General features: G+C 75.0%; 10 protein-coding genes and 1 pseudogene. All 11 read left to right on the forward strand.

Annotated features, from left to right (window positions below):
- Positions 1-13 precede the first annotated feature (13 nt).
- Positions 14-1,261 (forward strand): condensation domain-containing protein, encoded by a 1,248-nt coding sequence (locus ABD296_RS08560; RefSeq protein ID WP_344263357.1) that lies wholly within the window; start codon positions 14-16, stop codon positions 1,259-1,261.
- Positions 1,255-2,676, forward strand: coding sequence for an Ldh family oxidoreductase (locus tag ABD296_RS08565; RefSeq protein WP_344263359.1), 1,422 nt, complete (start codon positions 1,255-1,257; stop codon positions 2,674-2,676). The genes ABD296_RS08560 and ABD296_RS08565 overlap by 7 nt, the downstream gene beginning before the upstream one ends.
- Positions 2,676-3,419 carry a polysaccharide deacetylase family protein gene (locus tag ABD296_RS08570; protein ID WP_344263361.1) on the forward strand — a complete coding sequence of 248 codons (744 nt, stop codon included), beginning with the start codon at positions 2,676-2,678 and terminating at the stop codon, positions 3,417-3,419. The genes ABD296_RS08565 and ABD296_RS08570 overlap by 1 nt, the downstream gene beginning before the upstream one ends.
- Complete coding sequence (locus ABD296_RS08575; protein WP_344263363.1) at positions 3,398-4,201, forward strand: glycosyltransferase family 2 protein; 804 nt, start codon at positions 3,398-3,400, stop codon at positions 4,199-4,201. The genes ABD296_RS08570 and ABD296_RS08575 overlap by 22 nt, the downstream gene beginning before the upstream one ends.
- Before the next feature lie 115 nt (positions 4,202-4,316).
- Positions 4,317-4,550, forward strand: a complete 234-nt coding sequence (locus ABD296_RS08580) for a phosphopantetheine-binding protein (RefSeq protein WP_344263365.1) — start codon at positions 4,317-4,319, stop codon at positions 4,548-4,550.
- A gap of 3 nt (positions 4,551-4,553) precedes the next feature.
- Positions 4,554-7,523, forward strand: a complete 2,970-nt coding sequence (locus tag ABD296_RS08585) for an AMP-binding protein (protein WP_344263367.1) — start codon at positions 4,554-4,556, stop codon at positions 7,521-7,523.
- 881 nt (positions 7,524-8,404) lie between these two features.
- Positions 8,405-9,640, forward strand: a pseudogene (locus tag ABD296_RS50530) (amino acid adenylation domain-containing protein); the annotation flags it as partial.
- Positions 9,638-10,165 carry an AMP-binding enzyme gene (locus ABD296_RS50535; protein WP_407061452.1) on the forward strand — a complete coding sequence of 176 codons (528 nt, stop codon included), beginning with the start codon at positions 9,638-9,640 and terminating at the stop codon, positions 10,163-10,165. The pseudogene ABD296_RS50530 and the gene ABD296_RS50535, both read left to right, overlap by 3 nt.
- Before the next feature lie 23 nt (positions 10,166-10,188).
- Positions 10,189-11,202, forward strand: coding sequence for a guanitoxin biosynthesis L-enduracididine beta-hydroxylase GntD (gene gntD / locus ABD296_RS08595; protein WP_344263371.1), 1,014 nt, complete (start codon positions 10,189-10,191; stop codon positions 11,200-11,202).
- Between the two features lie 41 nt (positions 11,203-11,243).
- On the forward strand, positions 11,244-12,503 hold the full coding sequence (locus tag ABD296_RS08600) for a nucleotide sugar dehydrogenase (RefSeq protein WP_344263373.1): 1,260 nt from the start codon (positions 11,244-11,246) through the stop codon (positions 12,501-12,503).
- Positions 12,500-14,554, forward strand: a complete 2,055-nt coding sequence (locus ABD296_RS08605; RefSeq protein WP_344263375.1) for an iron-containing redox enzyme family protein — start codon at positions 12,500-12,502, stop codon at positions 14,552-14,554. Before ABD296_RS08600 ends, ABD296_RS08605 begins: the two co-directional genes overlap by 4 nt.
- Positions 14,555-14,598: the final 44 nt, after the last annotated feature.

Consider the following 14,598-nt stretch of genomic DNA (forward strand, 5'->3'; position numbering starts at 1 on the left):
GGAGGGTGCCCCAGTGACCCGTCTGCTCCCCACCCAGTACCGCTGGACCCGCATGGACTTCGGCGAGTGGCGGCACTTCAACCTCGGCACGCTGTTCACGGTCCCCGCCGGCCTCCCGGACGGGACGCTCACCCGCGCCGTGCGGCGGGTCGTCGACCGCAACCCGGCGCTGCGCACCGCCTACCGCCGCGGCGCCGCGGGCTGGACCGCCGAGGAACTGCCGGCCGGTGCCGAGACCGCGGTGCGGCAGGCCGAGCTGCCCGACTACCGGGGGCGCGCCGACGCGATGGAGGAGGAGATCGCCCGGCTGCAGGGCACGCTACGCCCGGACGAGGGCGAGGTGTTCCGCGTCGTCCACTTCCCGTTCGGCGACGAACCGGGACGGCTGCTGGCCACCGTCCACCACCTCACGCTCGACGGCTTCTCGATGGGGCTCGTCGGAGGCGAGCTGGACCGCGCGCTGCGGGACCGGGAGCCCGGCCCGCTGTGCGCCGCGCCCGCCGACTACGTCGCGGCCGTCGAGAAATGGGTCGCGTCCGACGAGGCCTCGGAGGACGCCGGCCGGTGGCTGGACCGGCCGTGGGACCGCGTCGCCAACCCCCCGCCCGACCTCGACGGGGACGCCACCCTGCCGACGATGCGGATCGACAGCGGCGAACTGGAGGCCGACGTGACGGCGGCGCTGACCGCCACCTGCCGCAAGGCCGGGCTGCGGCCGAGCGACGTGCTGCTGGACGCCGCCGCCCAGGCGGTGATGGCGCGCTGGGACCTGCCCGCGGTGGCCGTCGACGCCTACCACGTCGGACGCCACCTGACGCCCATGGGCATCGACGTCATCGACACGATCGGGTACCTGCAGAACACGTTCCCGATCGTGTTCACGGCGCGCGACCGCTTCGACCCCGCCGATGTCCGCGCCGTTCCCGACCGCATGTTCGGCTTCGACGCCCTGCGGTTCTTCACCGGCCGGTTGGACGACCTCCCCGCCACCACGCTGCGCTACAACTTCCGCGGGCACATGGGCCGGCTCAACAGCAGACCGGGCTCCTACCTCGGCGAGGCGGACGAGCCGATCCGCCGGCGGCGGGCGCAAGGGCAGACCGAGGCCTACACGCTGATGCTGGAGGGCGACGTCATCGACGGCCGGCTCGTGCTGCACATCAAGTACAGCACCGGCCAGTACGAACCGGAAAGCATCGCCGGCCTGCTCGCCGGCGCCCTGGACCGGGTCCGGGCCACCACCCGGGAGCCGGCATGCTGACGATCAGCGATCTGGTGGTGACCGTCGGCGGGCCGGGCGACGAGCTGGTCCTGCTGCGCGGCGCGGACCTGCGGGTCCCGGACGGCGACACGGTCGTGATCCGCGGCGCGCGGGGCGCGGGCAAGTCGACGCTCGCCGCGGTGCTCCGCCGCGAGCTGCGGCCCCGGTTCGGCCGGATCGACGGCCGCGCGCTGGTGATCGACGACGCCGACCGGCTGCCGCCGGAGCGCCTGGCCGAGCTGCTGGACTCCTGCCGGGCCCGCGGCGAGACGCCGGTGCTGCTGGCGGCCGACGAGCACTTCGTCGGGGCTCCGCGTCCGGCCGAGGTCGTCCTGCGGCTGGCCAGGGGCATGCTGATCGCGGAGCCCCGGACGGACCGGACGGACCGGACCGCCCCGGCGCCGGCCGAACTTTGGATGCCGCCGGACGAGCTGAAGCGCAAGGCGGCCGCCGCCCTGCGGGAGGCCGGCTGCCCGGACGAGCCCGCCGCGCTGGTCGCCGACGTGCTCGTCGAGGCGGACGTCCGCGGGCACCACTCGCACGGCATCGGGCTCCTGCCCACCTACCTCACGCGGGTGGCGGCGGGCGGCGTCGACCCCGCCGCCGTGCCGACGCTCACCGAGGGCGGCGCGACCGCCCGCGTGGACGCACAGGGCGGCTTCGGGCAGCCCGCGGCGGCGCTGGCCGCCGAGTGGTGCGCCGCGACGGCGGCGCGGCTCGGAGTGGCCGCCGTCGGCGTGCACAGCAACAACCATGTCGGGATGATGGCCGCCTACCGGTGGCCGTTCCAGCGGCACGGCGTCGTCGGGCTGCTGCTCAACGTCTCCGGGCCGAGCCTGGCGGCGCCGGGCGCGGTCAAGCCGACCCTCGGCAGCAACGCGGTGTGCATGGTGACGCCGACGGAGAAGGACGAGCCGTTCGTCGTCGACTTCGCCACGGGCGTCGTCGCGATCGGGAAGATCCGGGCGGCCGCGCAGCGCGGCGAGCCGATCCCGGCGGGCTGGCTGCAGGACGCGGCGGGGCGCCCCACCCTCGACCCGGGCGACCTGGAGCGCGGCGGCTCGGTGCCGGTGTTCGGCGACTACAAGGGGCTGTGCGTCACGCTGATCGCCGAGGTGCTGGCCGGGATGCTGGGCGGCCAGACGGTCAGCCCGCTGGTGGCCAAGCAGCGCGCCCAGCCCGCACGGCCGATGAACTGCGGGCAGCTGTTCGTCGGGATGTCCCCCGGCGCGTTCGGGCTGGACCAGACCGACAAGCTGCTCGGCGTGCTGCACGACGCGGTGCTGGACGGCTACCCGGACGCCCCGCCCGCACTGCACTTTCCCGACCAGCTGGAGGCCGGCAACAGCGCCGTCGCGCGGGAGAGCGGCGTCCCGGTGCCGGTGTCGGTGGCGTCCGCGCTGGGCTGGGCCTGATGATGATCCTCGACGGTCCGGTCTCCCCGGAGATGCCGCCCGACGTGCGGCAGGCGGCGGCGGGCGCGGCGCCCGGCTGGCCGCTGGTGCTGTACTTCCACCACGTCCACCCCACCCTCGACCACTACACCTCGCTGACGCCCGGCGCGTTCGAGCGCGGCCTGGAGACGGTGCTCGCCGAGTACGGCCCGGCCCTCGACCCGGCCGACGTCCGCGCGGACATCGACCCGCCGGCCGGGCCGAGAGTCCTGATCACCTTCGACGACGGGCACCGCGACACCCTCGAGCACGCGCTGCCGGTGCTGGACCGGCTCGGCGTGCGGGCCCTGTTCTTCGTCATCACCGGACTCGCCGACACCGCCCCCGACCGGTCGATGACCTGGGACGAGGTGGCGGGACTCGTGGCGGACGGGCATCGCGCCGGCTCGCACACCGTGACCCATCGCAAGCTCCCCGGCCTGGGCCCGGAGGAGCAGCGCGCGGAGATCGCCGGCTCGCTGGCGGCGCTCCGCGACCGGCTGGGCGACCCCGCTCCGCCGCTGGCCCACCCCTACGGCCTGCGCCCCGCGGCCGGCGCGGTCCCGGACGGCGTCCTCGCCTTCGGCACCGTGAAGGCGCCGCCGCTTCCCTGGACGGCGGCCCCGCACGACGTCCGACGTACCTATCTGCCCGTCGGCCGCGAGGAGTCGTGGCCGCGGCTGTGTCGCGATTGGAGACGGCAATGGTGGCACCCATCACCGTGATCATTCCGAGCCGGGACCGCTATCGCGATCTGCGCCGCTGCCTGGTCGCGCTGGCCGAGTGCGACCGCGGGCTGCTGCACGAGGTGCTGGTCGTGGACGACGGCTCCCGGCCGCGGATCACCGACGCCGTCGCGGTCGGCGACCTGCCGGTGCGCGTGCTGCGCAACGACCGGCCGATGGGCGCGACGCCGGCGCGCGCGCACGCCGCCGACCACGCGCGATCGGAGATCCTGGCGTTCCTGGACGACGACGCGCTGCCCCGGGCGGACTGGCTGACCGAGATCGCCGCGCAACTGACGCCCGACCGCGGCGCCGTCACCGGGCGGGTGCTGCCGTTCGACGCGGGGCTGCTTTCGGAGGCCCGCCAGTCCCGCTACCTGGAACGCTATAGGGACCTCGAGCCCGGGCAGCGGGTCACGTTCTTCGCCGGCGGCAACAGCGCGGTCTGGCGGGAGCGGTTCCTGGCCGCCCGCGGCACCGCCGTCAACGTCCCCGGCAGCGACAACGACCTGGTGAGCGGGTTGTCCGGGCTCGGCCTCGGGGTGCACTTCGCGCCCTCGATGGTGATCGTCCACCGCAACGGCAAGGGACTGCTTCGCGCGCTGCGGGACGCCTACGGGTCCGGGCACCACGCGCGCCCGCTGCCGGTGCGCCACGCGCTCCGGGACATCGCGCGCCCCGTGCCGGGATCGTCCGCCCAGGTGCGGCTGACCAACCGGATGCTCAACCTCGTCCACCTGGCCGGACGCAGCGTCCCGCGCTCCACCCGGCAGCATCCCTGACCCACCCCCGGTCCCCCGTCCCGCCGCCCCTTCCCGCCGACCCGATCGATCCCGTCCGGCCCGCGGTGGTACCCGCGCGGCCACATCGTTCCGCGAACTAGGCAAGGAGTCCGATATGTCCGTGTCCGAGGTCGACTCGGCGGTGCTGCAGGCCCTCAGCGAGATCTGGGAGGAGGTCCTGGAGGTCGACGGCGTCACCGCCGACGACGACTTCTTCGAACTGGGCGGCGACAGCCTGCTCGGCGTCACCATGATCGGCAAGGCGCGGCACGCCGGCCTGTCCTTCTCCTACCAGGACCTGAAGGACAACCCGGTGCTGGGGCGGCTCGCCGCCGTCGTGGCGGGCTGACCCGTGTCCCGGACCCTGACCGGGCTGTTCGGCCGGCACGCCCGCGCGCACCCCGACCGGCCGGCCGTGCTGGACGGCGGCCGCGCCCTGACCTACGCCGGGCTCGACGCCGCCTCGGACGAGGTCGCCGCCGGGCTGGCCGCGGGCGGCGTCGACCGCGGCGACCGGGTCGCGCTCCGGCTGCCCCGGTCCGCCGACCTCGTCGTCGGGGCCCTGGGCATCCTCAAGAGCGGGGCCGCGTACTCCCCGCTCGACGTGGCGTGGCCCCCCGCGCGCGTCGCCCGGATCGCCGAGCGGCTCGGCGCACCGGTCGAGGTGGACGCCGGCACCCTGCCCCGGCTGCGCGCGGAGGGCCGTGCCGCCGCTCCGGCCCGTCCTGCGGTGCGGGAGGACGACCCGGCGGTGGTGCTGTTCACCTCGGGATCCACCGGCGAGCCCAAGGGGGTGCTGTGCCCGCACCGGGCGATCGGCCGCCTGATCCCGCACGCCGGCCATCTCGATCTGGCCACGCCCGTGGTGATGCCGCTCGCGGCGGCGGTTCCGTGGGACGCGATGTCGCTGGAGCTGTGGAGCACGCTGTGCTCCGGCGGAACCCTGGTCGTCGTCCGGGACCTGTACCTCACGCCCGGCCGGCTCCGCGACCTGGTGACCGCGCACGCCGTCGACTCGCTGGTGCTGGCCACCTCGGTGTTCAACCTGCACGTGGAGGAGGACGCCGGCGCGTTCTGCGGCCTCCGGCAGGTCGCCGTCGGCGGCGAGCAGCTCTCGCCCGCCCATGTCTCCGCCTTCACCGCGCGGCACCCGGACATCGCCCTGGTCAACCTCTACGGACCGGCCGAGAACGGGATCCTGACGACGACGCACCGCTTCACCGCGGCCGACTCCGCCGAGGGGCGGGTGCCGATCGGCGTACCCGTCCCGGGGACGTCCGTGCACCTCGTGGACGGGGAGATCTGCGTCAGCGGCGACGGCCTCGCACTCGGCTACCTCGACGATCCGGACGGGACGTCCGAGCGTTTCACGGAACTGACGATCGACGGCCGCCCCGTCCCCGTCTACCGGACGGGGGACCGCGGGCACCGCACGCCCGACGGCCTCTACCACTACGCCGGGCGCACCGACCGGCAGGTGAAGATCCGCGGCCACCGGATCGAGCCCGCCGAGGTGGAGCACGCCGCCGAACGCCTCGCCGGGGTCACCCGTGCCGCCGTCGTGCCCGTCGACGGGCCGGACGGCCGCGCCACCGCCCTCTCGCTGTTCTTCACGGGCGACCGGGACGGCGCGGACGTGCTCGCCGGCCTGCGGGCCCGGCTCCCCGGCTACCTCGTCCCGGCCGCCGCCGAGCGCGTCGGGCGGTTCCCGCTGACGGGCAACGGCAAGCTGGACCACGCCGCACTGGCCGGGTCCGCGGCCGGGGCCGGCACCGCTCGCGCCGCGGCCCGGCCCGCGGCCGCGCCCGGCGAGGCCAGCGCGGGCACGGACGCGGAACGCGTCGCCGCCGTCTTCGCGGACGTGCTGGGCCTCCCGCACGTGCCGCCGGACGCGGACTTCTTCTCCCTCGGCGGCGACTCGCTCGCCGCCGGGCGCCTCAGCGGCAGGCTCACGGCGGCGCTCGGTGCGCCGGTCCCGCTCTCGGCCGTCTTCGAATCCCCCACGCCCGCCGGCCTCACGGCCCGGATCGCCGGGCGCCCGCGCACCGGTGGCGCCGCGCCCGGCGAGGACGAGCGGCCGGGCGCCTCCGAGCGGCGGGACGGCGCCGTCCCGCTGCTGCCGTCCCAGCTGACCTTCTTCGTCGCGCAGCAGATGGACCCCGACGACCTCACCGCCCTCTGCCCGATCGTCTGGGACCTCGGCGGTGCCCTCGACACGGCGGCGATGCAGCAGGCGCTCGATGACGTGAACGCGCGCCATGAGGCACTGCACAGCCGGTACACGGTGCTGGACGCGCCGGTCGCGGTGCGCCCGGCCGGCCGGCCGCGGCGGGTCGAGCTGATCACCGTGGCACGACCCGCGGACGTCCTCCCCGCGCTCATCGCCCCGCTGGACATCCAGGACGGGCAGTTGTGGCGGGCCGCGCTGGCGCCGGGCCGGTTCGGGATCGTCGTCCACCACATCGCGTTCGACGCGCGGGCGGCGTCCGTGCTGGCCCGCGATCTGTCGGCCGCCTACCGGGCGCGGGCCGAGGGGCGGGTACCGCACTTCGGCGGTCCCGCGCCCGGCCTCGCCGAGCTGGCGTCCGGGTACCGCCCGCCCGCGCCGGACGATCTCGCGGAGCAGCGCGCCTACTGGCGCACCGCGCTCAGCGGGGTGCCCGCGCTGGAGCCGCCGCCCGGGTCGGGACCGTCCGGCCGCCTCGCCGAGACCGTCCGGCGGCTCGACGAGGCGGCCCTCAGGGCGGCGGTCCGGTCCCGCGGGACCACCGCGACGGTCGCGGCGCTCGCCGCCTACGCGCACGCGGTCGCCGGCCTCACCGGCCGGACGGACGTCGTCGTCGGCCTGCCGGTCGCGCGGCGCGGCGACGCGGCGGCGGAGCGCGCGGTCGCCTGCATGATCGAGATGACCTGCGTCCGGCTGCGCGCGCCGGCACTGGACGCGGTGCGCGAGGCGCTCGTCGAGGCGTTGCGCCGTCCGGACGTCCCGGTGCACGAGATAGCGCGCCTGGCCCGGCTGCGGCCCCCCTACGACACGGTCGTATCGGTCCAGGACAACCCCGAGCCGATGCTCGACGTGCCCGGGGCCTGCGCCCGGCACGTGTGGGTCGACACCGACGAGCTCGACACCGGCCTCCTCGTCGAACTCCTGCCCGGCGGGCGACTGCGGGTGAGCCGGCGCCGCGAGGCGGTGTCCGCGGACTACGCCGACGCGCTCGCGGACGCGATGGCCGGTTTCCTTTCCGGGCTCGCCGGCCGGCGTCCCGTCGCCGCGGCGAACGGAACAGCGGACGGCACGGCGAGCCGGGGAGCGAACCGGTGAGCGCCCGGCGCAGACGGCTGTGGGAACAGCGGGTCCTCGACCCGGCCGGTCCCTGGCACGACATCACCTTCACCGTGGACGTCGCGGGCCACGCCGACCGCCTCGCCGCGTTCCTGCGCGACCTCGCGACCGGCCCCGGCACCGAGCCGGCGGGCGGCTTCCGGGACGCGCCGTCGGCCGAGTTGAAGGACGGCGTCGTCACGGCCACCGTCCCCGGGGTCTGGGGCACGCCGGACGACCTCGTCCATGCGCTGGCGACCGGCGCGCCTCCGGGCGACCGTGACGCCACGCCCGCCGACCTGGACCATTGGGCCGAGAAGCTCGCCGACGCCATCGACCCCCGGCTGCCCGAGGACGGCGACGCCGCCGCGGACGCCGACCCCGCCGGGGTGCTCTCCTTCGGCGAGGCGCACATCGCCGGCGCGGGAGACGGCCTGCTGCTCGCCGCGCTCGCGGTCGTCGCCTGGCGCTGGACCAGGCAGACCGACCTGGCCATCGGGGTGCCCGAGGGCCTGGTCCGGCTGGAGGCGGACGCCGGGACCCCGCTCGGCGAGCTGGCCCGGCGGGCGCGCGAGGCCAGGGCCGCGGCCGCACGGCACGCCGGAACGTTCGAACGGGCCATGGAGGAGACCGGGGTCCGGTTCCTGCCGAGCCTGCGGTTGATGGACGCGGCGCGGGACGCCCCCGTCCACGCGGACGGACTGACGCTGACGCCGCACGTCCCCGCGCACGGGCCGGTCGGGTCCACGCTCGCCGTCGGCCCCGCCCATGCCGCCTACGACGCGCGCCGCCTCTCGGCGGGAACCGTTGAACGGATCCTGGCGCAGATGCGCATGGTCATCGGCGCGGCGCCGGACACCCCTCTGGGCGCGCTGCCGCTCATGGAACCCGCCGAACGGACGACCATCCTCACCCGTTTCAGCGCCACCGCCCCGGCCGCGGGCGACGGCCGCGCGCTGCACGAGACCGTCGACGGGCCGCCGGACGCGACCGCGGTGGTCTGCGGCGAGGACCGGCTGACCTACCGGGACCTGGCCCGCCGCTCCGACCGGCTCGCCCGGTACCTGCTGGACGCCGGGGTGCACCGGGAGGAGGTCGTCGGGGTCGACATCGGCCGGTCCGCGGACCTGGTCACCGGCTTCCTCGGCGTGCTCAAGGCGGGCGCCGCCTACCTGCCCCTCGACCCCGGCTACCCGCCCGACCGGCTGGAGTTCATGCGGACGGACGCGAAGGCCCGCACGATGGTCACCGGCGAACTGATCGCGGCGCTCGACGCGGCCGGCGCGCCGGGCCTCGACGGGCCGGTCCCCGTGGACGAGGCGGACCTGGCGTACGTCATCTACACCTCCGGCTCCACCGGCGCGCCGAAGGGCGTCCAGGTGGAGCACCGGCAGATCGTGAACTCCACGGCGGCCCGGTACTCCGTCTTCCCCGGCCCCTACGACTCCTACCTCGCCCTCGCCGGTCCCGCCTTCGACGCCCTGGGCGCCGGGATCTACCTGACGCTCGGCCGCGGCGGGACGCTGGTGCTGCCGACCGACGCCGAGGTGACCGACCCCTGGTCGCTGGCCAAGCTCGCCGACAGGGAACGGGTGACGCACTTCGACGGGGTGCCCGCCCAGTACGCGGCCGTGCTCGACGCCGCGCCCGGCGTCCTCGCCGGGATCCGCTGCGCCGTCGTCGCGGGCGAGGCCTGCCCGCCCGGGCTCCCGGCACGCCACTTCGAGGTCACCGGCGACGCGGTGCTCATCAACGAGTACGGGCCGACCGAGGCCACCGTCTGGGCGCTGTGCCATTCCTGCGAGCGCCCGTCCGGACCGGCCGGGCGGCGGGTGCCGATCGGAAGACCGGTCGCGGGCGCGCTGGCGTTCGTCCTGGACGACGGCCTGAACCCGCTGCCGATCGGCGTCCCGGGCGAACTGTGCGTCGGCGGGGCGGGGGTGGCCGTCCGCGGCTACCTCGGCCGGCCCGAGGCGTCCGCCGAGCGGTTCGTGCCGAACCCGTTCGGCGCCGGCCTGCTGTACCGCACCGGCGACATGGTGCGCTGGCGCCCCGACGGGACCGTCGACTTCCTCGGCCGGATCGACCAGCAGGTGAAGATCCGCGGCTACCGCGTGGAGCCCGGCGAGGTCGAGGCCGCGCTGCAGCGCCATCCGCGCGTCCGGGAGGCGGCGGTCGTGCCCGCCCCGGCGGGCGACCACATGCGGCTGGTCGCCTACGTCGCCGCCGACCCGTCCGTCGGCGACGCGGAGCTGACCGCCTTCGCGGGGAGCCGGCTGCCCGCCCACATGGTCCCGAGTCTGTGGGTCCGCCTCCCCCACCTGCCGCGCACCCGCAACGGGAAGCTGAACCGCGCGGCCCTGCCCCCGCCGGCGCCCCCCGCCCGCGGCGGCGCGTCCGCCGCTCCCCGCACCCCCTTGCAGCACGCCGTGCTCGACCTGCTCGGCTCCCTGCCGGGCGCCGCCCCGGCCGCCGACCTGACGGCCGAGGTCCCCGCGTGGGCGGGCTCCCGGTACGGGCCCGCCCTGGTCACGGCGCTGCTGCGGGACCGCTTCGGCGATCCGGTGCCGCACGTGTCCGCCGGTCACACCGCCCGCAGGATCGCCGCCGAACTGCGACGGCTCGGTATCCACCCCCAGTGACGCAGCGAAGGAGAAAGGCGACGATGGACACACCCGTCTCGTACACGATGTCCCTGGCCGACATCGGCGAGCTCGAAGCCCTGATCGACAAGATCGATTCGCTGGACATCGACCCCGCGGCCCCGCGCTTCTTCGACCAGGCATGGGAACTGACCGCGATGGTTCCGCACGGTGTGCGCCGCTTCCTGGCCGAGTTCTGCCTGCACGAACGGGCGGCCCTCGGCATGGTGCGCGGCTGGCCCGTCAACGACCGGGCGATCGGGCAGACCCCCGCGGACTGGTCGCAGGCCGCCGAGCAGGCGCGCGGACGCCGCGAGGAGTTCGTCCTCGGGCTGTTCGCGATGTGCCTGACCGGCGACACCTTCAGCTGGTCCACGCTCCAGGGCGGCCGGCTCATCCACAACGTCGTCCCGATCCAGGGCGACGAGTCCGAGCAGAGCGGCCACGGCCAGGTGCTCCTGGAGTGGCACACCGAGGACGGCTTCCACCCCTACCGCTGCGACTACCTCCTGCTGTTCGGCATGCGCAACCACGACCGGGTGCCGACCCTGGTCTCCTCGATCCGGGACGTCCGGCTGGACGAGGCGGACATGGAGATCCTCCGCCGGCCGCTGTTCCACATCATGCCGGACAACGAGCACCTGAGGCAGATGGCCGAGGTCCACCCCGGCCACCCGAGCCTGCTGCGCGCCCGCATGATGCGCGAGCAGCCCGAGGCCGTCCCGGTCCTGTTCGGTGCGCAGGACTCGCCGTACCTGCGGATCGACCCGTACTTCATGCGCTGCGCGGACGGCGACCCGGCGGCCGGCGAGGCGCTGCGGCGCCTGATCGACGAGCTGAACCGGGTGCAGCAGCGCGTCGAGATCGAGCCGGGGACGCTGCTGATCGTCGACAACTACCTCGCCGTGCACGGCCGGGCCGCGTTCAGCGCGCGCTTCGACGGGACGGACCGCTGGCTGAAGAAGACGCTGGTCACCCGAGACCTGCGGACGTCGCGCGACATGCGCGAGTCGCCGTCCAGCCGGGTCATCGTGTGACCGCCGTCCGATCGCGGGGACCCGTGGAAGGAGTCTCGCCCATGGACCTGGTCGTCGTGGGTCTCGGCTATGTCGGCCTGCCGCTGGCGCGCGAGGCGTGCCGCGCCGGGCTGAGCGCCGGCGGCCTCGACCGCGACCCCGCCGTCGTCGCCGGCCTGGCGGCGGGCCGTTCCCACGTGGACGACGTGACGGACGCCGACGTCGCCGCGATGCTCGGCGCGGGCTTCACGGCCACCGCCGATCCCGCGGTGCTGGGCGCGGCGCAGACGATCGTCATCTGCGTGCCGACGCCGCTGGCGCCCGAGGGCGGCCCGGACCTGGCGGCGGTGCGCGGCGCGGCACGGCGGGTGTCCGACCACCTCCGCCGCGGGACCCTGGTCGTCCTGGAGTCCACGACCTACCCCGGAACGACCGACGAGGTCGTCCGGCCGATCCTGGAGGAGTCCGGGCTGACCGCGGGAGAGGACTTCCACCTGGCCTTCTCGCCGGAGCGCATCGATCCGGGCAACGGCCGGTACGGCGTCGCCAACACACCCAAGATCGTGGGCGGGTACACGCCCGCGTGCGCCGCCGCGGCCGAGGCCTTCTACGGCAAGTTCGTCGAGACGGTCGTCCTGGCCAAGGGCACGCGCGAGGCCGAGATGGCGAAGCTGCTGGAGAACACCTACCGGCACGTCAACATCGCGCTGGTCAACGAGATGAGCGTGTTCTGCAACGAACTCGGCATCGATCTGTGGGACGCGATTTCCTGCGCCGGGACCAAGCCTTTCGGATTCCAGTCGTTCTTCCCCGGTCCGGGCGTCGGCGGCCACTGCATCCCCATCGATCCCAACTACCTTTCCTACAAGGTCCGGACGCTGGGTTACTCGTTCCGATTCGTGGAGCTGGCGCAGGAGATCAATACCGGGATGCCGCGCTATGTGGTGCACCGTGCGCAGCAATTGCTCAACAACCGGGGCATGGCGTTGCGCGGTGCGCGGGTCCTGCTGCTGGGCGTCACCTACAAGGCCGACGTCGCCGACCAGCGCGAATCCCCCGCGCAGCGGATCGCGGAGCGGCTGGCCCGGCACGGCGCGCACCTGTCCTACCACGACCCGTACGTCGAGACATGGCAGGTCGGCGATCTGCGGCTGTCCCGCGTGGCGGACCTGCCGGACGCGTTGGAGACCGCCGACCTGAGCCTCCTGGTCACCGACCACAGCGTGTACACCGCCTCCCTGCTGAGCGAGCACGCACGCTTCCTCTTCGACACGCGCGGCCGCACCAGCGAGCGGCCGATGGCGAACACGGAGCTGCTGTGAACCCCCCGGACCTCGGAGCCGCCGATCCCGCCGCCTTCCGCGCGCTGTACCTGTGGGCGGACGACCCGGAGCACGACTTCTGGCCCGGTCCGGTCCAGAACGACGTACGCGAGCTGATCGCCGCAGGTCCGGGCCGGCTCGATCCCGGCGGCCTCCACCACGAGGTGACCGAATGGGCCGGCACGCAGACGTCCCGGTTCCGCACACGCACCGGCCTGCCCGCGATCCGCCGGATCGTGCTGAACTGCGCCCCGCTCGCGCTGAAGGCCGGGGCATGGCTGCAATGGCTGGTCGGCGCCGGCAACGCCGACCGGCAGCTGAGCATGCACGTCCTCGCGCTGTACGCCGAGGACATCGGCGTCGGACGGCCGGGCGCGGACCGTGCGGCGCACTTCCGGCGGCTGATGGACGACGCCGGCCTCGCCGGACGGATCGTGCCCGAGGACCGGCTCGCCGACGACCGGCAGATCGCCGACCGCAGCTTTCGCCTCGCCGCACTCCTGCTGGCGGCGAGCCGCTACCCCGCCGTCTTCGCTCCCGAACTCCTCGGAGCCGACCTCTGCCTGCGCTGGGTCGGCGTGCCGCCGCCGCTGCACGCCGTCCGGGACGGCCTGGACCAGCACGCCGCCACGGCGCGGACGTGGACGGCGCTGGACCTCGCCGCGTCGGCCGACCGGTCGCTGGCGGCGGTCCGGACGTACCTGCGGGACAACCCCGGCGACGACCGGCCATGGCGGGCCGTCCGCTGGACGCTCGACGAACTGCGAGCGTGGAGCGACGAGCTGTACGACCTGAGCGGCCGGGCGCTCGATCCCGCGTTCGAAATGGCGGAACTGTTGCGGCACCGCGCACGCGAAGCGCGTGCGTACCACCACGACTACCGGTTGGAAGGCAGGACGCTCGCCGAGTGGTTCGGCACCGGCGCCGATCAGATGCTCGGCGTGCTGGCACGCAGCAGGCTCGTCCGGCCGGGCCGTCCGGATGCCAGCCCGCTGCTGCGCGATCTGATCGGCCCAGGCGGTCCGATGTTCCGGGTCTTCTCCCCCGAAGACCTGGCCGTCATCAGACGCTGGATCGCCTCCCTCGGCGAAACGGCGACACCGGACGCCGCCGCCCCGGCACCCGCCGCGCGGCCCGTCGTCTCCAGCGCGCCGGAGCTCGCGCGGGCGCCCGAGGCCGCTCCCGAAGCCGCCCCCGCGACGGTACGCGAGGCGTACCGAAGGCTGCTCCAGCGCGACGATTCGCCTGCCGTCCGCGGCTACGCGCTCGACTACACACGGGGATGGCTGGAACGTTCGCGGGCGGGCATCGGACGGATGAAGAGCCCGCCCCGGCAATGGGAGCCCGGCACGCTGCGCCGCTGGCTGCGCGACCAGCACGACCGGCACGACGAGCAGTTCCGGGCGGGCGGGAGCCTGGCCGTCCCGCCCCGCGAGAGGGTGATCGACACCTTCGTCCAGCTCGCACCACTCAACCTGATCGACGGCGGCTGGCTCGGCGGCTTCACCGACCACCGGCACGCGGTCCGCGACCTGGGCCGCGTCCTGTTCGCCACGTACTGGGACGAGCTGGGCAACGGCGAACAGCCGCTCAACCACCCGCTCATCTACCGCGACCTCATGCGCGAAATGGGCCTGGACCTGCCGCCGACCGCGTCGCGCGAGTTCGCCGAATGGCCGGGCTTCCGCGACGAGTCGTTCGAGCTCCCCGTCTACTGGCTGGCGCTCAGCCGGTTCCCCCGCACCTTCCTGCCCGAGACGCTCGGACTGAACCTGGCGATGGAGCTGTCAGGGGTCGGCGGGACCTACCGGCGCGACCGGACCGCGCTGCGCACCCACGGGTTCAGCAGCCGGTACGCCGACGTCCACAACACCATCGACAACGTGGCGACCGGCCACTCGGCGTGGGCGGTGGACGCGATCGACTGCCACCTCGCCGCCCTGGCCGAACGGTCGGGGTCCCAGGCGGCCGCGGACGCCTGGCTCCGGATCAGGACCGGCTTCCGATCGCTGCGGCCGCCCGCCCGCCGCGCTCCCGCCCACGCGCGCTGAACCCGGAGGCCGGGGAACGGGACGTGTCCGGCCGGACGTGCGGC

The organism is Actinomadura napierensis (assembly GCF_039529375.1).
GTDB classification, from domain to species: domain Bacteria; phylum Actinomycetota; class Actinomycetes; order Streptosporangiales; family Streptosporangiaceae; genus Spirillospora; species Spirillospora napierensis.